The sequence below is a fragment of the Carnobacterium divergens DSM 20623 genome (assembly GCF_000744255.1).
In the GTDB taxonomy this organism is placed as follows: domain Bacteria; phylum Bacillota; class Bacilli; order Lactobacillales; family Carnobacteriaceae; genus Carnobacterium; species Carnobacterium divergens.
Map to the genome: position 1 here is coordinate 1297380 of NZ_JQLO01000001.1, position 22416 is coordinate 1319795.

Sequence of the window (22416 nt, forward strand, 5' to 3'; positions counted from 1 at the left end):
GTTTCTATTATAATTGAAAAAAGAGGTGTGTAAATGGAAGAACATTATTCAATTAAAGAAATATCAGATTTATTTAATATTCCAAAATCTACTTTGCGTTATTGGGATGCAGAAAATTTGATTCAGATTGAACGCAATCCAGAAAATGGGTATCGCATTTATACGGAAACACAATTAATTGAACTAACCGATATTCAATTTTATCGAAGTTTAAATGTTCCCATTCAGCAATTAAAAAAAATAACTACTTTTGATGCGGCTTCATTATCCGATGTTCTTATAGAAACTGAGTTGAGCGTAACAAATGAAATTGAACGGTTAAAGAATGTTCAATTAGGCATTCGTACTCGTCTTAAAAAGATAGAGTTGGTTAAGTATTTGCAAAAGCAACTTTATCAGGATAGTCAGCCGGATTTTGATTTTATGATCCATCTAGATATTACAGATAAGGAAAGTGTGACTACGTACTTAGCAGACCCCTCAAGCTTTCTTTTAAAAATAAATTCATCTTCAAGCAGTGAAATTGAATATGGTTTAGCCTCTACCAATCAAAAAAATCAAGAAGTTCTGTGGCAGAAATCCAAAGAAAGAAGGTACTTTAAAGAATGCCTGCTGAAGGTTTCAATTCAAGAACCAACTATTCACAACCTACAAGAACATCTTGACGCGTTAACAAACTTAGGATATACAACAGGACTTACTGTAGCAAGATATCTTGTTAGCTTTGCTGAGGAGGAGCGATTTGATTATTATCATGCTTGGATTGAAATTCGCTGATTTATGTATAAAAAAAGAGAATCTTTTAAGATTCTCTTTTTTTATGATTATTTGTTTAAAGCGTCTTTTGCTAGGCCCGTTTATATTTAACCTATCATTATTAGTAGTATGATTTAAAAATCTTGTATTAAACAGCACTGGAATTATTTTTTTTTCGATGCTATCTCTTTGAGTGCTTTAAAGTAATCTGGTGCAAAAATTTTTCTAGGATTAAAAATGGTTTCCACAACTGTCATCCTACTATCTTTTTGATGTCTTGGTTTTAACATTCTATGTGTCGCATTTGAAATTGGATAGACTGTTAAATACTCTTTGTTTATGTGATCTCTATAAATATTTTCTGTTTCTTTCGTATCAACATTAAGATCATGGTCACCTATTACTAAATAATAAGGTTTACTAATTTGTTCAAGCTCTGAAGTATTATCTAAGTCCATATTTTTACGAATAAAATCCCATCTGTCTTTTTCTAAAACATCTTTTTCTAAATTACTATCCAGGTACCCTTGATAATCATTTTCTTTTAAATAGTCATTTACTTGAGTTTCTATCAATAATTTTTCATCAATTTTCTTTTTAGAATAACCTTCATATTCCATATCACTAATTGTATTAAACTTCCCCTGTCTCATCCAATTTACCGCTGGGGCAACGCCAATTGCAAATTTCACATCTTTATTTTCATTTAATAGTTTTGTTATAACCCAACCTCCTTGACTGGCTCCCCAAACACCAACTTTCCTTAAATCAAGATCAAATTTTTCAAGTGCCCACTTCAATATTTTTTCCGCTTCTTGTTTTCGATCAACCATATCCTGTTCCAGCCAATTTCCCGTGGAACCCCCAACGCCTGCTTTGTCCCAACTAATGGATATATAATTTTCTTTTGCAAGAGTTTCCCATGCTGGATAATACCCTTCATCACCATTCTTATTAGTTGGTCCATCGCCATGTATAAATAAAATTAAACCGGGTTTTTCTCTCTTCTTTTTTGGCTGAGCATATTCAACTGCTATACTTTCTTTTCCGATATTAACGGTTTCATCTTTGACAATCATATCAAATTCATTATTATAAACAATAATACTTATTAAAATAATGAGTATTGCAATCACTGAAATCGTCGCTTTCTTCATTTTATTCACACCTCATTTATTATTAATTTTTTCTAAAAATAAAGATGCCTACCTCAAAAAACTTCTTCAACTCAACACTTTCTTCATTTTATACCATTTTCGTTCACCAATAAAATATTCTGTAAAGAACGAATGTAATTGGCTATCAATTTTAAATCCTTGATGTTCATATAACTTTATAGCTCTACTATTTTCAGTTGAAACAAACAATGTAATGCAATTCATTTTATTTAAATTCAATGTGAATTTTTCAATATAGTGTAAACACATTTTCCCAATCCCTTTACCTTGAAAATTATCATCAATCACAAGAAATGATAGATAACACTCCTTTTTTGCAACTTTAACACTTAGTAATTTTAGCCCGATATGCCAACGCCAGTCAGAAAAATTCCGAATTCTAATAGCGTCATTTTTCTTTTTGGAAAAATCTCCACTAATAGCAAAAATACCTGCTAAATGCCCATTATAAATAACTCTATAGCAGGTTTCTGTTAAACTTGCACTGTTATATAATCTAATAAATTCTTCAAAAGAATAGACCTTTAGCAACCTCTGCCATTTTGATTTAAATCCTTTGAATAAAAGAGTTAAATCTTGTTCAGTCAAACTGTTTATTTTTTCTATCACTATCATTTTTCCTCTCCCAAGACTTTGATGGTGATTCGATTTCCATTTGTTAAAAAACGTTCGCTATCTTCAATCGCAATTAGAGGGAACCCGTGATTTAATAGTGCATGTTCTATTTCTTTATCTACTTCTTTTTCACTGCCTATTTCAATTAATTGAAAATAATACTTTCCTGAACTAATACTAATGTGTGTTCCTTTGGCTTCTTCAATGCATATATCATAAAAGGTTTCATGGATAATGTAATATATTTTTTCCATAAAAAGTCCCGAACTCAATTTGATTTCAGCTAAATCAGAGATGCCAAAACTTTCTGATAGTGGCATACGCTTGAGTAAAGTCAACTTAATGGCGTAACTAATTGAGTACATTTCTTCTTTCGCTTTTGAACTAATTTCAATTTGTTCATCAACCATCTTACTTATCTTCTCTAAACGTAGTTTTTCTTCTTTAATTTTTTCTTTTTTTTCTAACAGTACATTTGTATAATCCCTTCTTGATCCCTCTTCAATAAGTAGTTTAATACTTGCCAAACTTAATCCTAATTCTTTTAAAAATAATATAAAAGATAGCTGATATGCTTCCGATAACCCATATTTTCTATACCCATTTTCACTTACTTCAGATGGTTGCAATAGACCTTTTTCTTCATAGTGTCGAATCGTGTGCTGATTTATTTTAAATACTTTTGCCAACTCTGAAATCGTCATTAATTTCTCTGACATTCCCTCACCTCATCCCTATTATAAACCTTCGGGTAACCCAAAGGTCAAGGATTTCTTTTTTTCAAAAGAACAATCATCATCAGCACCACTTCTATTGATTGATAAGCAACAATATAGCATATTCAAAGGTATATTAGATTATTTTTATACTTAAGCACCAGAGGAAATAGATATAGAAAATGCAAAGACCTTTGGAACTTTCATGAAGAAAATCAATCGTCATAGTAAAAAAAAAGCCCCACTCAAATGAGCGGGACTAACTATATTATTTGTTTAAAGCGTCTTTTGCTTGGTCAGCAAGAGCAGTAAATGCTGCTGCATCATGAACAGCGATATCAGCTAACATTTTACGGTTAATGTCGATACCAGCAACTTTTAAACCGTGCATCAATACACTGTAGCTCATGTTGTTCATGCGAGCTGCTGCGTTGATACGAGCGATCCATAATTTACGGAAATCACGTTTCTTTTGACGACGATCTCTGTATGCATATTGATAAGATTTCATCACTTGTTGATTTGCTACTTTAAATAATTTGCTTTTTGCTCCGTAATAACCTTTTGATAATTTTAAAATCTTTTTACGGCGTTTACGGGTAACTGTCCCACCTTTAACACGTGGCATAGTAATTTCCTCCTTATAAGAAATTTTCTATTATTTAGAAAATTCTTTTCACTAATTTTTTAATCGTTGTGTTTTTCATCTAAGTACGGATTACGCAATGCAATCGTCTAGTTGAAAATTATTTCATTTGTGATAATTGTTGACGAATGCGTTTGTAATCACCAGCTGAAACCATTGAAGCTTTACGTAATTTACGTTTTTGCTTTTGTGATTTGTTAGCAAACATATGGCTTGTAAAAGCGCTATGACGTTTTAGTCCGCCATTACCTGTTCTTTTGAAACGTTTAGCAGAACCGCGGTGTGTTTTTTGTTTTGGCATTAGTGTTTCCTCCTTAAAAATACATCGATCTTACTTATCATTCTTTGGTGCTAAGACCAAGAACATACTACGTCCATCCATTTTTGCTTTTGATTCTACTGTTGAAATATCAGCAGTTTCTTCAGCTAAACGGTTTAAAACTTTTTGGCCAATCTCTTTATGAGTAATGGCACGGCCTTTAAATCGGATCGAAGCTTTCACTTTGTCACCTTTTTCAAGGAATTTGCGAGCATTACGTAATTTAGTGTTAAAGTCATTGACATCAATTGTCGGACTTAAACGCACTTCTTTTACGTTAATGATTTTTTGGTTTTTACGGGCTTCACGTTCTTTCTTTTGTTGTTCAAAACGGAATTTACCGTAATCCATGACACGAGCAACTGGCGGTTTTGCCGTTGGTGCTACTAATACTAGGTCAAGATTAGCTTGTTCAGCAAGTTTAAGAGCTTCGCTTTTTGTTTTAACACCAAGCTGTTCTCCATCGTCGCCTATTAAGCGTAACTCACGAGCACGAATGCCGTCATTTACCATCATATCTTTTGCTATGGTCATTCACCTCCATCAAATTCGCGAGAATGTACAGCAGAAAAATAGACGAGTTCTATATGAACCCGCCTATAAATATCCGAACTTGCATTACGCAAGATATCATCTTTTATATCTAGCCCAGCGACATTTGTCTACTAAGGCGAGAAGCGGGTGCTTCTGCTTTGTTTTCTCAACTTTTATAGTATACCTTTTTTTTAGAAATATGTCAACTCTTTTTAGAAATCAATCGTTGTAATAAGCTTTCCCAGGTATCATTGGCGTTCCAAATAATTCACTAATGGTAACAAATTGATAGCCTTGCTCTTTTAACTCTTTTAAAATTTGCTCCAGTCCATCAGCCGTTGTCGGATGAATATCATGCATTAACACGATTGAACCGTTTTTTACATGGCTCATTACTTCTTTGTGTACGGCTACCCCATTTTTGGTTTTCCAGTCTAGCGAATCTACTGACCATTGAATGACTGGCATACCAATGATTGGGCTCAATTCTTTCGTAATGGCTCCATACGGTGGTCGGACTAACTGAACATCGTAACCAGATGCTTGTTTGACGGCTTGATTGGTTTGCTGAACTTGACTAAGTGCACCGTCTTTTTTTAATTTCGTTAAGTCAGCATGATTCCAACTATGGTTGCCAATTTCATTGCCATTTCCAATTTCCTGCTGGATTAAGCCTGGATTGACTATGGCGTTTTTCCCTAATACAAAGAAAGTCGCTTTAGCATTGTATTTTTTCAAGAGTTCTAATACACGTGGCGTTACTGATGGGCTTGGTCCATCGTCAAAAGTTAATGCAACTACTTTCCCACTGACTTTTGCAATCGGATTTTTTGCTTGGTGGCGTCTTACTTCTTCTTGAATCCGTTTTTGTTCTGCTATTTTTTCTTGCTGAATTTCATCTGCCACTTGTTGATTTAATTGTAAGGATAAGTAATCTGGTTTAATGACTCTTTTTAACTCTGCTTTTGGAACTTGAATAGTCGTATCTTTTAGCTCAAATTCAAATAGGTCATCTGACATACTATAATGATTTAATGTAGGCTTAATTTGATCGGTTACTTGTTGGATTATCTCTTGTTTTTGCTCTGTTGAATAGACTTGCATCTCGTTTATTTTTTTTATTATGTCTTGTTTTAAGGACTCTACTCCATTGTTTGCATCCGTAAAAATTGTTTGTAGTTCCAACTCTGTTCCTTCTTTAGTAGTGATGGTATTCATTTCTGTTCTTTTTTTAAAAGCTACTGAATACGGATTTAAAGTTGGCTCAATTTCCGTAATACGATAGGATAAACTTGCAGTTCCTTGTTGAATTTTTTTAATATTTAAAAAATAACTACAGGGTTCTCTTAAGTAATCTTTTAAATGAGGAATTTTTTTTTGTTCCTCAACTTTTCTATCCATGTACTTATTTAATTGTTGTTGTTCTAGTTGATTTACATTTTTTGTTTCAAAAAAGCGCATGCCTTCATTGGGATAATCAATTTTTTGACTCGCATTTCCAATCAAAGAAAATCCATATAGACCACTTGCTACGATTAAACCAACACCTACTAGTTTCTCATAAATTCCCATTTTTCCCACTCCAAATCAAAAATTCCTATACAATCATTAATTTTATCATACAAAAAAATTATTTTATACAAAAAAGGGGTTATAAAATTCTTAAGAATTTTATAACCCCTTTTTATTATTTACTATAGTTCGTTACTTCTGCAACCATAACATCTACAAACATATTTAGTGCCATATCTGTTGTTTCTTTTTCACCATACTTACGAACAGCAACTGTTGCTTCTTTTACTTCATTATCCCCAACAACTAATTGATACGGAATTTTTTGAGTTTGTGAAGCACGAATTTTATAGCCCATTTTTTCGTTGCGATCATCCACTTCAACACGCATACCTGCAGCTGTCAAGCGTTCTTTGATTTCGAAAGCATAATCTGAGTGCATATCCATATTAACTGGAATAATTGTAGCTTGAACAGGTGCTAACCAAGTTGGGAAGGCGCCTTTGTATACTTCAGTCAAGTAGGCAACAAAACGTTCCATTGTAGACACGATACCACGATGAATAACAACAGGACGGTGATTATTTTCGCCATCGTCTCCAACATAAGTTAAATCAAAACGCTCTGGTAATAGGAAATCTAATTGAATTGTTGACAATGTTTCTTCAATTCCCATTGCTGTTTTCACTTGAACGTCTAGTTTAGGACCATAAAAGGCTGCTTCTCCTTCTGCTTCAAAGTATTCTAATTCCATTTCATCCATGGCAGCTTTTAACATGATTTGAGCTTTTTCCCACATTGCATCGTCATCAAAGTATTTGTCTGTATTTTTTGGATCACGATAGCTTAAACGGAAACGGTAATCTGTAATATCAAAGTCTTCATATACTGCCACCATTAACTCTAATGTGCGTTTAAATTCGTCTTTGATTTGATCTGGACGAACAAATGTATGGCCATCATTAAGAGTCATCTCACGAACACGTTGTAGCCCTGATAATGCGCCACTCTTTTCATAACGGTGCATCATGCCTAATTCTGCGATACGGATTGGCAATTCACGGTAACTATGAACATCATTTTTATAAACCATCATATGATGAGGACAGTTCATTGGACGTAACACTAGCATTTCGCCGTCTCCCATATCCATTGGTGGGAACATGTCTTCATGGTAATGATCCCAGTGACCAGATGTTTTATAAAGGTCAACATTTGCCATAATTGGAGTGTAAACGTGTTGGTAGCCTAAACTGATTTCTTTATCAGTGATGTAACGTTCGATAGTGCGACGAATTGTCGCTCCTTTTGGCAACCAGAATGGCAATCCTGATCCAACTTCTGGAGAAATCATAAATAGATCTAGTTCTTTACCTAGTTTACGATGGTCGCGTTCTTTTGCTTCTTCACGCATTTTGATAAATTCTTTTAATTCTTTTTTATCAAAAAAGGCTGTTCCATAAATACGTTGCATCATCTTGTTGTTTGAATCACCTCTCCAGTATGCTCCTGCAAGAGATAATAATTTAAATACTTGAATACGGCCTGTTGAAGGAACGTGGACCCCACGACATAAATCAACAAAATCGCCTTGATCGTAGACCGTAATTGTTTCATCTGCTGGCAATGCTGTAATCAATTCTACTTTATAAGGATCTTCCTTAAATAAGTCTAGCGCTTCTTCACGAGTCACTTCTTTGCGAACAATCGGATTATTTTCTTTCACGATTTTCATCATTTCAGCTTCGATTTTTGGTAAATCTTCTTCTGTGATAGGTGTTTCAGTATCAGTATCGTAATAAAATCCACTTTCAATTGCTGGACCTACACCAAAATGAATATCTGGATATAAACGACGCAACGCATTTGCCATTAAATGAGCAGAAGAATGACGAATGATTTGTAAGGCATCTTCGTGATCGGGTGTAATAATTTCTAAGCTTCCATCTACTTCAAGTGGACGAACTAAATCGACTAATTCTCCGTTGAATTTTCCGGCTAAAGCTTTTTTTGCTAAACTATTGCTGATACTTTTCGCAATATCTAACGTTGACGAACCTGCTGCAACTTCTTTAATTGCGCCATCTGGTAATGTAATCTTGATTTCTGACATATTGCTTCCTCCAATGTAGTTAATTTTTAAATCAATCTTTTGCTAAATAAAAAAAGCCCCTTTTACAACAAATAGCAATACTCGTTGTAAAAGGGACGATCTAGTCGTGGTTCCACCCAATTTTAGAGTCCTAAAATAGACTCTTTCTCTTAGGCTTGATAACGTTAGCGAAACGGCCAAACTGCTAGTTCATAAATGGTTCACAGTGGCACTTGAAAGTGGTCAAAACAAGTTCTTGTTTAGAAAGTTCTCAGCAAATACTTTCCTCTCTGATAAATAGGTTTCTTGTCTTGGTGTCTTTCTCATTGATTTAATCTATTGACCTAATTAAAACACTTTTTCTCTGAGTTTTCAAGTAACAATCGTTAAATAACAAAAACAAATTATCCATTACGTCTATTTTTCCCTGTCATTTTGATTTCTTTTGACAAATAACGGATTCGTTCCATAATTCGTTTTGCTTTTAAAGGTTCTTCTTCTCCGCGTTGACTAGTTCTTAAATGTTCATTTTCTAATTGCTTCATATCAAAGTTTGATGAAAAGAAGGTTGGCAATTGCTCTTGCATTCTATATTGCAAAATAACACCTAAAACATCATCACGAATCCAACTAGACATTGAATCTGCTCCAATATCATCTAACATTAAGATGGCTGATTTTTTGACCATATCCAATTTTTCACTCATATCATTTTTGCCAATGGATTGTTTCATTTCAACAGCAAAAGATGGAAAGTGCATTAATGTACTGGCATAGCCATTTTTCGCCAATTCATGAGCAAGAGCTCCTAATAAATAGGTTTTTCCCACTCCAAAAGATCCTTGTAAATATAACGATTTATGAAAACCTTTTGGATCACTTAAATAAGAATCAATAAAATCAAGTGCTTCCGAAACTGCTTCTCGTCGCTCATCAGTTAATTCAAATTTAGCTAGCGTTGCATTACGAACATCTTTTGGCATATCCATTGAATGAATTCGTTCACGAATCTCATTTTCTTTTTGTTTCGCTATCAATTCAGTTGTCGGAACATACGTAACGTCGATAACGTGAAAATTCATAAATAACTTTGGCATATAGCCTGGTGCCATCATGCCATCTTTACGCTGAAATTTCTTTTTTTCTTGAACGTATTCGTAAAGTTTTGCATAGCTTCGTACGATTCGTTCATCTGTCAATTTTTCACGATTTTCTTCAATGAAGCTTATGACATCCTCGTCTCGTAAGACTTCTTTCATCAAAGAATCGTACTGACTTTCTAAGTTTCGTTCTTTAATTAATTTGGATAAACCTTTGCCCATATCTTCCATTCTATTCACCATCCTTTCCTAATTTTGTTTTTCTAACCGCTTGATTCGTTGCATAAAGGCTTCTTGCTCTTCTTTGCTCATCGGCTTTTCTTCGGTTTCTTGATAATCATCTTTTGCCCATTCTGGTAAGGTTTCTTTTCTTGTACTGGCTTGATTGTTGCGATAAGTAGCAGGTTTTGATTTTGAGTAGCTTTTTTGTTGTTCTTCTCGTTTTTGTTTTTTAGCTGCATTTTCTTGATAAAGTTCTTTTACTTTTTGAATCGCTCTTTCTGGAGAAGTGACGTTGTCTTGACTCCAATCATTGGCAATACTGTCAGCTAAATTTTGAGTAAAGGTTGGATTTCCTCGGACTACTAACACATAATGGATCAAAATATTGACTACGGATGACGGTAAATTGGCTCTTTTAAGCAAATTTTCTAACGTCCACTCTTCTGTTTTGGCAACAAATCCACCTTTTTGTTCTTTGATGGATGTCATAAAATCATATGGTGCCATGGTTTCGCTCACTTCAATTACAGCAATATCCTCATTAGTAAAACCTTGATGCTTCAATTCATTTTTTCTAAATTGACGCTTCGTTTTTGAAGTAGCAATCACTTCTTCCATAACATCTTTTACATGCACAGCTTGTTGATTGGTTTGATGATACTGATCGTATATCAATTGCTTTAGCTTACGGTCATCTACTTTGCCTGTATCAATATCAGATGCTTCTAAAACAGCTTTTTGCATTTTTAATTCATCGACCCCGTACATTGTGTTCAACACAATAATCGTCTTTTCAATTTCTTTTGTAATGGAGGAACGATTGATATATTGAGTAGATAAGCCATCATAGAAAAATTTAAAATCAAACTGCTTAGAATCCAATTGAGGTGCCGTACTTTCTGTAGCACCCACCAGTTCGACTGGCTCGGTCAATAGATTTTTTTCTTGATTAAATAGTTGACTATCAAAATGATAGACATCTAGGAATGATTTTGTAATCTCTTCAAATTCTTTTGGATTAACTGAATTCGATGTGAATCGTTGGCGTAGCTTTCTGAATTTCCGTTCGCCTACTTTTTCAAATAACAACAAACTTAACAAATCGTCTTTAAAAAAAACATGGACTGGTTGTGGAGATAGAAGTTCATAAACAAAGTTTTTTTCTTGTTCTGAACTGACATAAGTTTTAAGTAAGCCAATGGCTTCAAGTTTAATTCTTGCTTGATACAATTCTGGAATTCCAATATTTAATAGTGCCAGCAATTCTGAATGAAGAATACCGTCACTCCAATACTTATCATCTTCAACTTCTGTCCATAAGGTCATGTAAAGACTGTAGGCTGTTGCACCAATCAGAGGCTGATATAAAAAAGTGAGAATTTTTTGATCCATATCTGAAAGCAAGCCATTTTGACGGACTTTAAAGCCATCTTTTGGACTAAGATTTTTCCATGGATAATTCATATAAGATTCACACCTTTCGCTTGCTTATTTTTCTTTTTCTTGCATTTCTTGTAGTTCTTTCAAAAAGACACTCATATCTTTAAATTCACGGTAGACACTTGCAAAACGAATATAGGCAACTTCGTCTACTTGGGCTAAGCGTTCCATGATGTATTCGCCAATCAAAGTAGTTGATACTTCATTTTCACCTAAACCTCGAACTTTGTTTTCGACTTCATCGACAATTTTTTCAACTTGCTCCATTGCTACTGGGCGTTTTTCACAGGAGCGAATAAGGCCACGCAAGATTTTTTCACGGTTAAATTCTTCTCTTGTTCCATTTTTTTTGACAACAAGTAAAGGCGCCTGTTCCGTTCTTTCAAAGGTTGTAAAACGAAAGCTGCATGCTTCACATTCACGTCTTCGTCTAATTGCTCGTCCTTCATCTGCTGGACGACTGTCGACAACTCTAGAACCATTATTTTGACAGCGTGGACATTGCACTTTTCATCATCCTCTATGTTTAATTTATTATGATTAATAAAATAATTCGTATTATAATTAGGTGTTTACACGTCATTATAACATAGCTTGAACCTTTGTGAAAAGACTTATGAAAAAAGGTGTTGATTATAAAAATAGAGTTCTTTCTATCCTTTGATAGAAAGAAACCCCATTTGACCTAGCCACTTTTCGACTTGCTGTTTTGTTGATTCTTTTGAACCATTATTATCGATCACAATATCCGCAAGTTGCTCTTTTTCAACAATTGATTTTTGTGAGTGAATTCGCAATAAGGCTTCTTCTTTTGATAATTGATTGCGTTTTTGTAGTCGCTCCAGTTGAATGGCAGGAGAAACGGCTACTACCATCACCTTATCAACAACTTTGTCATACTCTGCTTCATATAAAAGTGGAATATCCAACACAACCAATGACACGCCTTTTGCAACTTGTTTTTGAGTCTCATCCATAATCCATTTTCGAATATAGGGTTTTAAAAGTTCATTTAACTGCTTTCGTTTTTCCCCGTCTTCAAAGACAATCTTTCCAAGTTTTTGGCGATTCAAACTGCCATCTGAATGGATGATTTCATCGCCAAAATATGTTTTGATTTCTCTAAGACCTGCTGTTCCTTTTTCGACTACGGCTCTTGCCCCAAGATCAGCATCTACTACTGGAAAGCCAAAATCTTTGAAGAGTTGGCTGACGGTTGATTTTCCGGTGGCAATACTCCCTGTTAAACCTAAGATAACTGTCATCTTTATCACTCTTTTCTATAATTGATTGAATGACTTTGTATTTGTAGTCGTCAATTTTTGACATTGAGGACAAAAGTGGGTTCCTCGTTGTGCTACCTTAATTTTCTCAATAATGTGTCCACAGCGAATACAAGGCTCGCCTGTTTTACCATACACTGCAAGTTCTACTTGGAATGTTCCTGCTTCTCCTAACGCATTTTGATAGGTTCGAATCGTCGTTCCACCTGCTTCAACTGCTCGACCTAAAACATCAATAATCGCTTGATAAAGGGCTTTGACTTCACTTTTTTTCAATGAGTTCGCTGGACGTAAAGGATGGATTTTCGCTTCAAAAAGAGCTTCGTCAACATAAATATTGCCTAGACCTGTAACAATCTTTTGTTCTAGTAATAATGGCTTGATGGCTCTGTTTTTTATACTTAAGGCTTTTGAAAATTCTGGCAACTTAAAGAACTCTGGAATAGGTTCTGGTCCTAAGTCGCGTATTCCAGTCACATTAAATTGTTCTCCCAAAGGAACTAATGTCATACGACCAAATTTTCGAACGTCTAAGTACCTTAAATCTCGGCCATCTGTTAAATGAAAGACCACATGAGTATGTTTTTTCAAAGGTGTTTCCGTTTCTTCAACTTCATACTTGCCTTCCATTCGCAAATGGGAAATCATTGCCCAGTGATCTAAAATAAAAATCAAGTATTTTCCACGACGGTCAATACGTTGAATGGTTTCTCCTATTAATTGGTGACCAAACTCTTCACCAGAAAATGGTTTTGTGATAATGCGATCCCAATAAACTGCTACGTCTTTAATCGTGGCACCTTTAACAAGGTTGGTTAGTCCTTTTCGGACCGTTTCAACTTCTGGTAATTCTGGCATAAAAAGCTCCTTTCTTCTTAAAAAACTTGCATCCATTTTTTATTTTATTAAATGGATGCAAGGCTATTCTTTTATTTAGCGTCATACCAACTGTCGCCATAATTGCTGTCTACTTTTAATGGAACTTGTAATTTCACTGCATGTTCCATCACTTCTGGAACTAATTTTTCAAGGATTGGAATTTCTTCCATTGGCGCTTCAAAAATCAGTTCATCGTGTACTTGTAACAACATTGTCGCTTTTAAATTTTCTGCTTTTAAACGTTTGTCCATTTCAATCATCGCTACTTTAATAATATCAGCCGCACTTCCTTGGATTGGCGTATTCATAGCTGTTCTTTCAGCAAATGATCGTAGGTTAAAGTTCCTTGAATTAATGTCTTTCAAGTAACGGCGACGGTGAAATAAGGTTTCAACATAGCCCTTGTCTTTTGCTTCTCGTACGATGTCTTCCATATATTGTTTAACGCCTGGATATTTATCAAAATACGTATCAATAAATTGTTGTGCTTCTTTTCTGGTTATTCCTAAGTTTTGCGATAGTCCGTAGTCACTAATACCATAAACGATTCCAAAGTTGACCGCTTTTGCTTGGCGACGCATATTTCCAGTCACATCTTCTGCTTTTTCAATTCCAAAGACACGCATTGCCGTACTTGAATGGATGTCTTGCCCTTCAAGAAAGGCTTCTTTTAAATGGGTGTCATTTGAAATATCTGCCAGCACACGTAATTCAATTTGTGAATAATCGGAAGCAAACATTTTCCAGCCTTCATGGCTTGGTACAAAGGCTTGTCTAATTTTACGCCCTTCTTCTAAGCGAATCGGAATATTTTGTAAGTTAGGATCAACGGAACTAAGGCGACCTGTTTGGGTTAAGGTTTGAACGTATCTAGTGTGTACTTTTCCAGTCGCATTATGAACGACTTTTAGTAAGCCCTCCACATAGGTTGATTGAATTTTAGCAATTTGACGGTATTGTAAAATATCATCTACGATTGGCGCTTGTTCTCTTAATTGCTCTAAAACATCAACTGCTGTTGAATAACCAGTTTTAGTTTTTTTAATTGCAGGTAAACCCATTTTTTCAAATAAAATCACACCTAATTGTTTTGGTGAATTGATATTAAAAGTTTCTCCAGCTTCTTCATAGATACGCGCTTCAATTTCAGTTAAGCGAGTAGCAAATTCTGATTTCATTTCTAGTAAGCGATTGGCATTGACTTTTACACCTGTCATTTCCATTTTTGCTAATACCATTGAAAGAGGCAATTCCATTGAAAAGAAAAGATCACTTTGTTCACTTTTTTCTAAATCTGTTTTCAAATGCTTGCTTAAAACTTCAATGGCTTTTGCTTTTCTCGCTAAATGTTGATAAAGTACCGCTGGGTCTTCTGGAATAGCAATTTTAGCTCCTTTTCCATAGACACTTTCATCTGAATCAACTTCATAGTAATCATGCTCCATTGCTACTTCAGATAAGTCTTTACTGTTGTCATTTGTATTTAAAATATAAGAGGCCAGTAAAACGTCAAACTGGATGCCATTCACTTCGTTGCCGTAGCGTTTCATTGCTACGACTGTTCGTTTTGCATCAAAGACGTGTTTAACTATTGATTCGTCTTTTAACCATTCTGCAAATAGCGGCTCCGCTAAAATAAAATCAGGCTCTGCCATATAAATTTTTTCACCATTTGTCCAAGTGACTCCTACAATATCTGCTGTATGGTAATTATCACTTAACATTTCAACGTATAAAGCACCTTCTTTGCCGAACATTTCAGGTTTTACTTCGGTTACCACTTCAAAAAGAATTTCAGCTTTTTCAATTTGATTTTCTTCGTCATAAGCTTTAGTATCTAATTTGCTTAAAAATGATTTAAAATCCATTTCTTTATAAAACTCAATTAGTTTTCCAACGTCTTTTCCTTTGTACACTAAATCATCCACTGTCACTTCTAGAGGAGCCTCAACATCGATTGTTGCCAAGCGTTTACTTAGGAAAGCTTGTTCTTTATCATTGATTAGGTTTTCTTTTCGTTTGCTTTTTTTCATATCTTCAATGTTTTCATACACGCCTTCAACAGAACCGAATTCATGTAACAGTTTTAAAGCTGTTTTTTCACCAATATTGGTGACTCCTGGGATGTTATCAGAAGAGTCTCCTGCTAATCCCTTCATGTCAATAATTTGATTTGGCGTTAAACCGTATTTTTCCATTAGATAAGCAGGGGTATTTTCTTCGATTTCACTAACCCCTTTTATGGTAATGTCTACACGAACATTTTCTTTAGCAAGTTGTGTTAAATCTCGGTCGCCTGAAACGACTACAACGTCATATTCATTTGGGTCTACTTGCGTTGCTAGGGTTCCAATAATATCATCTGCTTCATAATTATCCAATTCGTAATGTGGAATCCCAAATCCGACTAACAAATCACGTAAATAAGGCATTTGCTCTTTAAATTCCCCTGGTGTTTTAGAACGTCCATCTTTATATTCTTTATAAAATTCATGTCTAAATGTCGTTTTCCCTGCATCAAATGCAACTAATACATGTGTCGGTTCTTCTTTACTCATTTCATTTTCTAACATTCGGTGAAAGCTAAAAAGGGCATTTGTGTGAAGCCCGTTTTTATTAACAAATCGATCTAATGATCCGGGAATTGCATAAAATGCTCTGAACGCAATACTGCTTCCATCAATCAATAATAATTTATTTTTTTTCGTCATAAGAAAACTCCTTTTTTATGGAAACCTTAAGTAAGTGGTGTTCACTTATCGTTTGGTGCCAATTTCATCTCTTATATTCTACCAAAAAAAAGAACAGATAGCGAAAAAGAAATTCGTTCCGTTCAAAAGAAAAAAATCAGAGTTTACGCACTCTGATTTTAATGTAATGCTTCTTCAATTTGGGGAATTAATCGTGGCGGCTCAACAATAAAGCTGGCATCAATTACTCGCTCACCTTCCATATTTTTAGCTTCTACTGAAATCGTCACTACTTCTTTCATTAAATCCACTCGAATTACTTCGAATTCAAAGGTAACCGTTTCATAGTGGTAGACGGGATTTACGCAGTTTACTGAAACATTCACCACATTTGACCCTGGTCCTGGTAAATGTTTTGAAATCGTACTTGTCATAATGCCAATCAGCATGATAACCGGCACTAATGGCTTTTCGTATTCCGTTTGATTGGTATAATCATGTTGAATAAATAAGGGATTTGCATCATTTGTCAATCCTAAGTACAACAAGATATCTTTATCTTCAATTGATTCCGTCACACTTAATTGATCGCCTTCTTGGATTTTCGTAATCAATTTCCCCATTTTTCTTGGTTTCATCATTTTTTCATTTTCTCCTTCATTGTCTTTGTCTTTATTTTACCAAATGTTCTGGAAAATGTAATGAATAAAGTTTTTTAATTTCACTTTCTATAAAAATAAAAACCTAAACAAATAATTTTGTTTAGGCATAAATCAATTTAATTGTTTTGTAAAGTAGTTCTACTTAATAGTGTTTCATAAGAGCTTTCAAATTTTTGAACATCTCCTGCACCCATAAAGATAACAACTGCATCATGATGATTCAATAATGGAGACATATTTTCTTCTTTTAAAACAGTGGCACCATTTTTAATTTTTTCAGCCAAATCTTGGATTGTTACGCTTCCTTGATCTTCTCTTGCTGATCCAAAGATATCACATAGATAAACAGAGTCTGCTAGATTTAGCGCTTCAGCAAATTCGCTCAACAACGCAACCGTTCTTGTGAAGGTATGAGGTTGGAAAACCGCAATAATTTCTTTTTCTGGATACTTTTGACGAGCAGCATCTAAAGTAGCACGGATTTCAGAAGGATGATGTGCATAATCATCAATGATAACCATGTCTCCCATTTGTTTTTCACTAAAACGACGTTTAACGCCTTGGAAAGTCAATAAGTTTTCAGCAATTTTTTCTTTTGAAATGCCTTCAAGTTGACAAAGGGCAATAACTGCAAGTGCATTCAGTACATTATGAGCGCCATATGTTGGAATTTCAAAGTGATTATAAAATTCATTTGAAATATACACGTCAAAACTTGAACCTTTTGTTGACCGAGTAATATTACGTGCTTGGAAGTCATTTTCAGCTCCAAATCCATAATAAAGTACTGGTACATTTGCTTTAATTTTTTGCAACTCTTCATCTTCACCACAGGCAATAATCGCTTTTTGAACTTGGTTTGCCATTGATTGGAAGGCATCAAATACATCTTCAATACCTGTAAAGTAATCAGGATGATCAAAATCAATATTTGTCATAATGGCATAATCGGGACGGTAGGCTAAGAAATGACGACGATATTCGCAAGCTTCTAAGACAAAGAAGTCAGCATCTGGTACACCGTGCCCAGTTCCATCTCCAATGATATAGCTTGTTGGTTCAATTGAACTTAACACATGTGCTAATAATCCAGTTGTACTTGTTTTACCATGAGAACCTGTAATGGCAACACTTGTATATTGCTTTAAAAACTCACCGATAAATTTATGGTAGCGAATAACTGGAATTCCTAAATCTAAAGCTGCTTGAATCTCTTCATGAGTATCTGGGAACGCATTCCCTGCGATAACCGTCAATCCTTCACGAATATTTTCTTTCGCAAATGGGAAGATTGGAATTCCTGCATCTTCAATCCCTTTTTGAGTAAAGAAGTATTTTTCAACGTCGGATCCTTGTACGTTAAAACCTTTATCATTCAATACTAATGCTAGTGCGCTCATTCCAGAACCTTTAATGCCGACAAAGTGATATAGTGTATTTGTATTCATTTTCCTGCCTCCAAATGATGTAATTCGTAGTTCCCTATTTTGTCTATCTACTTGTATTTTTATTAAACAATAAGTTCCCTATTTCCAATAAGTTGTTCATTATCTTAACATCAATTTATTCTATAAATTTTTACTGATCTAAAAATTATAACGATATTAGTATACCACGATTTTTTTCATTAGCATACTGCTTTCACCTAGAATACTTTTGTATTAGGATATCTTAAAAACTGGCAATTAACTTTTTAAGCTACTCATTTTTTTGATAATTTGCTTCGTAAGTTGCTTTAGTCAGAAATACATCTCTTGGTTTAGAACCTTTATTTCCAGAAATTAACTGTTGCTCTTCCAATGCTTCAATTAAGTTAGAGGCACGATTAAATCCAATTTTAAATTTTCGTTGCAATAAAGAAACAGAAACGGTATCTTCTTCTGAAATAAAGGCTAAAATTTCATCAAATAGCTCATCTTGACTTTCAACTAGTTCTAATTTAGCAAGTAATGTTTCGGGTTCAAACAGATAATTAGCCGCTCGTTGATCTTTCACATGTTGCACAATCGTGTCAATTTCATTTTCAACATAGGTTCCTTGTACTCGAATAGGTTGCCCTATGCCATTTTCTAAGAACAGCATATCCCCTTTTCCAAGTAATTTTTCTGCTCCACCTGTATCCATAATGGTTCTTGAATCCACTTGACTAGAAACCATAAAGGCTACTCGTGTCGGAATATTATTTTTGATGGTTCCTGTTACCACATCCACACTCGGCCTTTGTGTTGCAACTAGTAAATGAATCCCTGCTGCTCTCGCCTTTTGTGTAATACGAGCGATGTAGTCTTGAACTTCGCTACTCGCCACCATCATTAAATCGGCTAATTCATCAATAATAATCACGATATAAGGAATTTTCAATCCGTGATCTCCATGGAGAGCTGCTTTTTCATTGAATTTTTCAATGTTTCGAACACCAGCTGCTGCCAGTTTTTGGTAACGCTCTTCCATTTCTTCAACTGCCCATTTTAAAGCTTCTGCTGCAGCTTTTGGTTCTGAAATAACTGGTGATAATAAATGAGGAATGTCGTTATATGGCGCAAGTTCCACCGCTTTTGGATCAATTAAAATCAATTTCACTTCACTTGGATTTGCTTTGTATAATAAGCTGATTAAAATTGAATTGATAAAGACACTCTTACCTGAACCTGTTGCCCCTGCAATTAAACCATGAGGCATTTTATCGATGGTTGAAACCACTGCTTTCCCAGATAAATTCACTCCAATCGCGACTGTTAATGGCGATTTATTTTCTTTAAATTCTGAACTTTCCATCACTTCGGATAGCATGACAGGTCTTGAAAATTGATTTGGAATCTCAACTCCGACAGAACTTCTACCAGGAATAGGCGCTTCTATCCGAATGTCTTTAGCTGCTAACGCAAGCTTTAAATCATCTGATAAATTAGTTATTTTATTCACTTTGACACCACGACCCAGCTGTAATTCAAATTGAGTTACTGCCGGTCCAATCGTCCAGCCAATTACTTGGGCATCAACACCAAAGGCATCTAAAGCTTCATTTAACATTTCAGCTTGTTCAATAACCCAATCATCCACGGCACTATTTGTAAATTGAACAGGTGGCTCTAGTAAGTCTAATGGGGGAAATTGATACGCAGCTAGATTTTCATCTTCATTTTCAATTAAATTTGAAACGGGGACTAGCGCTTTTCCTTCAGAAGTAAAATTGTCACTTTTTGCTTCTGGTGTAGTTATTTTTTCTTCAACAAATTGAGGCACTTCCTCTACAATGAATTCTTCTGGTTCTTCCATTGTAGGTTCTTCAACAATCTGTGGTTGTTCTTCTTCTACAATCAATTCTTCTAGTTCTTCCTTTGCAGATTCTGCTGTCTTTTCTTCGACAAAAGACGGCACTTCTTCAGAAATCGATTCTTCCATAACAGACTCTTCTATCTTTTCTTCAACTACTGGCGTTAATGTTTGAGACAAATAATTAAAACGACTTAACGCAGCTTTTAATTCCAAATCAGATTCTTCTTGATTAAATGTACCTGTTTCAGTAGTTTCTTCTAAAAGTGGTTCAACAGATGATTCATCTTTAGTGATGATTTCAGTCTCAACTGAATCTTGAATAGGACCTCTGTCCTCTTCTTCATGAAGCTCTCCAAAATAACGTGCAACATTCGTCCCACGATTTATCGTAATGTCTTGTTCTTCTTCAATCATTCCTGCAAGCGATCTTGAAAGACCTCTTTTTTTATCGTGGTGTGTTTCTTCGATTTGAGGAATCACCAACTCTTCTTCCTCTTCTAAGCACTCGGCTTTTTCTTGTATTTGACTAGTAGTTTCTAATTCACTCGCTGGAAGAACCTCTTCAAATGTAATCAATTCTATATCTGGTGCGCCATCTTCTACTTCAAGTTCAGCTGAATCTTCATTTTCTGTAAGCAAAATAAACGTGTCTACCTCTTTTTTTAAACGCGAAGCTAAAAGATCGTAGTCAATTTCATCAATTGTTTTTTTTACATCATCTCTTTGGAACCCATAAATAGGTGACGGAATTTTTTGAACTTTAAATGGCGTTGAACTTCTTGTTTCATGATAGGCAGTTGGCTGCTTTTCAATGGATTGCTTAGCCGCTTGTTTCGCTTCAACTTTTCTTTCAGTATTGGTTTTTCGAGTATGAAAATCTTGTGTCTCTTTTTTTACAACTGCATTCGTTTCTTTTCTTGTATACTCTTCTGTACGATGTAAAAATTCTGAAAAAACAGCATCTGGTGCTGGATGACGACCTGATTTCGGTAATTTTACTGGTCTTTTCGTTTCATTATTTTGTGTTTCGTAAGGTTGTTTTTTTAAGGGTTGTTTTTTTTCATTCTGTCGTACTTGTTCAGTATCAGAATAGAAAGGAAACTTAAATTTTTTAGGGTGATTTTGCCCACCTTGGTAGCTTGGTCCATCATAATTTGACATGATGATGCTCCTTTCCTCTCTGTTGTCTTTGTTTAGTTTAACATAATCCCCCTCTTTATTGAATCATAATTGAGAAAGCTTAAAATCTTCTTAGACAACGATAAAAAACAATCTACTCAACACATGATGTGAAAAGTAGATTGCTTCTATTTTTAAATTAAGCGCCTATTTCAAAAGCTTCTCCAACAGTTGAATCTGCTGGCAATACTAAAATACCTTTTTGAACAGGTGCATCCGCTAAGTTTAATTCTTTAGCTGAACAAATCATTCCGTGACTCGCTTCGCCACGTAATTCACCGTCCCAAATAATTAACCCATTCGGCATCATCGCGCCTACTTTTGCAACCACTACTTTTTGATCCGCCGCAATGTTTGGAGCGCCACAAACGATTTGAACCGTTTCGTCATTTCCAACTTCAACTTGCGTAATGGATAAATGGTCTGAATCTGGATGTGGCACGCATTCTTTAACAAATCCAACAACGAATTTAGGTTCATTGTCGACTTCTAAGATATAATCAAATCCAGCTTTTTGAATAAGCTCATTTAAAACAGCCACTTGATCTTCAGTTAAATAGATTTGACCATTTCCTGACACTGTTAAGTGGTTTGAGATATGAAAGAAGTTAAAACCAACAGTTTCATTTGTTTCTGATTTAAAAATTCTAACAACGTCTCCGTTTTCTTCAAATCCTTGTTCCGAAAAATTACTGTTTTCAGTCATAATTAAAAGAGTATCGCCTATTCCATTTTTATTGTAACAACTAATCATCAATTTATTTTTCTCCAATCTATTTTTCCTTCGCTTGATTTCGAACAATCAATACATCACATGGTGCTTCTCGAATAATGTATTGACTAACGCTTCCCATCATTAAACGTTCAATTCCACTTAATCCGCTTTGACCACATAAAATCAAATCGATGTTATGTTCTTTTGGCAATGATTTTGCTAGTAATTCTTTTGGTGAGCCTGTTACTAATTCAGTTGAAACTTTTTTTACACCACGATTAATTGCAAATTGACGGTATTCACCAAGAATTTCTTTCATCGTACGCGTCTCTTCTTCACTGGCTTCAATATCAAAGCTCGCAACACCCATCGTGTATGAACGATTGTCAATTACGTGGACAATCAATAAATCACCATTATTTCGTTTCGCTGTTTCAATTGCATTTTCTAAAGCTGCACTTGCTTCGTCGCTTCCGTCTACTGCAACCATGATGTGTTGATATTCTTGATTTTGTTCAACCATAATCTCATCCCCTTTTGAAAAACTTAGCATTTAACTGCTTTCTTTTATTATAACTCTTTCATTCCTATAACAAAAGGCT

20 protein-coding genes and 1 other annotated feature are annotated in these 22416 nt (G+C 34.9%); of the genes, 1 reads left to right on the forward strand and 19 read right to left on the reverse strand.

Annotated elements, in window-relative coordinates; all coding sequences use genetic code 11:
• Positions 1-33: 33 nt before the first annotated feature.
• On the forward strand, positions 34-777 hold the full coding sequence (locus BR52_RS06355; RefSeq protein ID WP_034570480.1) for a MerR family transcriptional regulator: 744 nt from the start codon (positions 34-36) through the stop codon (positions 775-777).
• A gap of 143 nt (positions 778-920) precedes the next feature.
• Here the strand turns inward: BR52_RS06355 and BR52_RS06360 are convergent, their stop codons facing one another.
• From BR52_RS06360 to BR52_RS06450, 19 genes are all read right to left on the reverse strand, one after another.
• Positions 921-1913, reverse strand: coding sequence for an alpha/beta hydrolase family protein (locus BR52_RS06360; protein ID WP_034570483.1), 993 nt, complete (start codon positions 1911-1913; stop codon positions 921-923).
• 66 nt (positions 1914-1979) lie between these two features.
• Positions 1980-2549 (reverse strand): GNAT family N-acetyltransferase, encoded by a 570-nt coding sequence (locus BR52_RS06365; protein WP_034570486.1) that lies wholly within the window; start codon positions 2547-2549, stop codon positions 1980-1982.
• Positions 2546-3268 carry a MerR family transcriptional regulator gene (locus BR52_RS12545; RefSeq protein ID WP_051915649.1) on the reverse strand — a complete coding sequence of 241 codons (723 nt, stop codon included), beginning with the start codon at positions 3266-3268 and terminating at the stop codon, positions 2546-2548. The genes BR52_RS06365 and BR52_RS12545 overlap by 4 nt, the downstream gene beginning before the upstream one ends.
• Positions 3269-3533: 265 nt before the next feature.
• Positions 3534-3893 (reverse strand): 50S ribosomal protein L20, encoded by a 360-nt coding sequence (rplT, locus tag BR52_RS06375; RefSeq protein WP_034570489.1) that lies wholly within the window; start codon positions 3891-3893, stop codon positions 3534-3536.
• A gap of 118 nt (positions 3894-4011) precedes the next feature.
• Positions 4012-4212: a 50S ribosomal protein L35 gene (rpmI, locus tag BR52_RS06380; protein ID WP_034570492.1), complete on the reverse strand. Its 201-nt coding sequence runs from the start codon at positions 4210-4212 to the stop codon at positions 4012-4014.
• Between the two features lie 30 nt (positions 4213-4242).
• Positions 4243-4764 carry a translation initiation factor IF-3 gene (gene infC / locus BR52_RS06385; RefSeq protein ID WP_034570495.1) on the reverse strand — a complete coding sequence of 174 codons (522 nt, stop codon included), beginning with the start codon at positions 4762-4764 and terminating at the stop codon, positions 4243-4245.
• A 28-nt stretch (positions 4765-4792) separates the two neighbouring features.
• Positions 4793-4929, reverse strand: a sequence feature (ribosomal protein L20 leader region).
• Between the two features lie 54 nt (positions 4930-4983).
• Positions 4984-6336: a polysaccharide deacetylase family protein gene (locus BR52_RS06390; protein ID WP_034570498.1), complete on the reverse strand. Its 1353-nt coding sequence runs from the start codon at positions 6334-6336 to the stop codon at positions 4984-4986.
• A 115-nt stretch (positions 6337-6451) separates the two neighbouring features.
• A complete protein-coding gene (thrS, locus tag BR52_RS06395; protein ID WP_034570501.1) occupies positions 6452-8389 on the reverse strand; it encodes a threonine--tRNA ligase in 1938 nt (645 codons plus the stop codon).
• Between the two features lie 383 nt (positions 8390-8772).
• Positions 8773-9699 carry a primosomal protein DnaI gene (gene dnaI, locus BR52_RS06400; RefSeq protein ID WP_034570503.1) on the reverse strand — a complete coding sequence of 309 codons (927 nt, stop codon included), beginning with the start codon at positions 9697-9699 and terminating at the stop codon, positions 8773-8775.
• An 18-nt stretch (positions 9700-9717) separates the two neighbouring features.
• On the reverse strand, positions 9718-11154 hold the full coding sequence (locus BR52_RS06405) for a replication initiation and membrane attachment family protein (RefSeq protein ID WP_034570506.1): 1437 nt from the start codon (positions 11152-11154) through the stop codon (positions 9718-9720).
• 24 nt (positions 11155-11178) lie between these two features.
• Positions 11179-11637, reverse strand: a complete 459-nt coding sequence (gene nrdR / locus BR52_RS06410; protein WP_034570509.1) for a transcriptional regulator NrdR — start codon at positions 11635-11637, stop codon at positions 11179-11181.
• 146 nt (positions 11638-11783) lie between these two features.
• A complete protein-coding gene (gene coaE / locus BR52_RS06415; protein ID WP_034570512.1) occupies positions 11784-12395 on the reverse strand; it encodes a dephospho-CoA kinase in 612 nt (203 codons plus the stop codon).
• A 15-nt stretch (positions 12396-12410) separates the two neighbouring features.
• Positions 12411-13271, reverse strand: coding sequence for a DNA-formamidopyrimidine glycosylase (mutM, locus tag BR52_RS06420; RefSeq protein WP_034570516.1), 861 nt, complete (start codon positions 13269-13271; stop codon positions 12411-12413).
• A gap of 71 nt (positions 13272-13342) precedes the next feature.
• Positions 13343-16003: a DNA polymerase I gene (gene polA / locus BR52_RS06425; RefSeq protein ID WP_034570519.1), complete on the reverse strand. Its 2661-nt coding sequence runs from the start codon at positions 16001-16003 to the stop codon at positions 13343-13345.
• Positions 16004-16161: 158 nt separating this feature from the next.
• Positions 16162-16623 carry a MaoC/PaaZ C-terminal domain-containing protein gene (locus BR52_RS06430; RefSeq protein ID WP_034570521.1) on the reverse strand — a complete coding sequence of 154 codons (462 nt, stop codon included), beginning with the start codon at positions 16621-16623 and terminating at the stop codon, positions 16162-16164.
• Positions 16624-16760: 137 nt separating this feature from the next.
• Positions 16761-18092, reverse strand: coding sequence for a UDP-N-acetylmuramate--L-alanine ligase (gene murC / locus BR52_RS06435; RefSeq protein ID WP_034570524.1), 1332 nt, complete (start codon positions 18090-18092; stop codon positions 16761-16763).
• A 250-nt stretch (positions 18093-18342) separates the two neighbouring features.
• Positions 18343-21081 (reverse strand): DNA translocase FtsK, encoded by a 2739-nt coding sequence (locus BR52_RS06440; protein WP_034570527.1) that lies wholly within the window; start codon positions 21079-21081, stop codon positions 18343-18345.
• 157 nt (positions 21082-21238) lie between these two features.
• Positions 21239-21853 carry a YtpR family tRNA-binding protein gene (gene ytpR / locus BR52_RS06445; RefSeq protein WP_034573586.1) on the reverse strand — a complete coding sequence of 205 codons (615 nt, stop codon included), beginning with the start codon at positions 21851-21853 and terminating at the stop codon, positions 21239-21241.
• A gap of 19 nt (positions 21854-21872) precedes the next feature.
• Complete coding sequence (locus BR52_RS06450; RefSeq protein ID WP_034570530.1) at positions 21873-22337, reverse strand: universal stress protein; 465 nt, start codon at positions 22335-22337, stop codon at positions 21873-21875.
• Between the last annotated feature and the right edge of the window lie 79 nt (positions 22338-22416).

Excerpts from the sequence above, each read along its gene's own strand:
- BR52_RS06355 (WP_034570480.1), top strand. The coding sequence starts at position 34 with ATGGAAGAACATTATTCAATTAAAGAAATATCAGATTTATTTAATATT.
- BR52_RS06360 (WP_034570483.1), bottom strand. The coding sequence starts at position 1,913 with ATGAAGAAAGCGACGATTTCAGTGATTGCAATACTCATTATTTTAATA.
- BR52_RS06365 (WP_034570486.1), bottom strand. The coding sequence starts at position 2,549 with ATGATAGTGATAGAAAAAATAAACAGTTTGACTGAACAAGATTTAACT.
- BR52_RS12545 (WP_051915649.1), bottom strand. The coding sequence starts at position 3,268 with ATGTCAGAGAAATTAATGACGATTTCAGAGTTGGCAAAAGTATTTAAA.
- rplT (WP_034570489.1), bottom strand. The coding sequence starts at position 3,893 with ATGCCACGTGTTAAAGGTGGGACAGTTACCCGTAAACGCCGTAAAAAG.
- rpmI (WP_034570492.1), bottom strand. The coding sequence starts at position 4,212 with ATGCCAAAACAAAAAACACACCGCGGTTCTGCTAAACGTTTCAAAAGA.
- infC (WP_034570495.1), bottom strand. The coding sequence starts at position 4,764 with ATGACCATAGCAAAAGATATGATGGTAAATGACGGCATTCGTGCTCGT.
- BR52_RS06390 (WP_034570498.1), bottom strand. The coding sequence starts at position 6,336 with ATGGGAATTTATGAGAAACTAGTAGGTGTTGGTTTAATCGTAGCAAGT.
- thrS (WP_034570501.1), bottom strand. The coding sequence starts at position 8,389 with ATGTCAGAAATCAAGATTACATTACCAGATGGCGCAATTAAAGAAGTT.
- dnaI (WP_034570503.1), bottom strand. The coding sequence starts at position 9,699 with ATGGAAGATATGGGCAAAGGTTTATCCAAATTAATTAAAGAACGAAAC.
- BR52_RS06405 (WP_034570506.1), bottom strand. The coding sequence starts at position 11,154 with ATGAATTATCCATGGAAAAATCTTAGTCCAAAAGATGGCTTTAAAGTC.
- coaE (WP_034570512.1), bottom strand. The coding sequence starts at position 12,395 with ATGACAGTTATCTTAGGTTTAACAGGGAGTATTGCCACCGGAAAATCA.
- mutM (WP_034570516.1), bottom strand. The coding sequence starts at position 13,271 with ATGCCAGAATTACCAGAAGTTGAAACGGTCCGAAAAGGACTAACCAAC.
- polA (WP_034570519.1), bottom strand. The coding sequence starts at position 16,003 with ATGACGAAAAAAAATAAATTATTATTGATTGATGGAAGCAGTATTGCG.
- BR52_RS06430 (WP_034570521.1), bottom strand. The coding sequence starts at position 16,623 with ATGATGAAACCAAGAAAAATGGGGAAATTGATTACGAAAATCCAAGAA.
- murC (WP_034570524.1), bottom strand. The coding sequence starts at position 18,092 with ATGAATACAAATACACTATATCACTTTGTCGGCATTAAAGGTTCTGGA.
- BR52_RS06440 (WP_034570527.1), bottom strand. The coding sequence starts at position 21,081 with ATGTCAAATTATGATGGACCAAGCTACCAAGGTGGGCAAAATCACCCT.
- ytpR (WP_034573586.1), bottom strand. The coding sequence starts at position 21,853 with ATGATTAGTTGTTACAATAAAAATGGAATAGGCGATACTCTTTTAATT.
- BR52_RS06450 (WP_034570530.1), bottom strand. The coding sequence starts at position 22,337 with ATGGTTGAACAAAATCAAGAATATCAACACATCATGGTTGCAGTAGAC.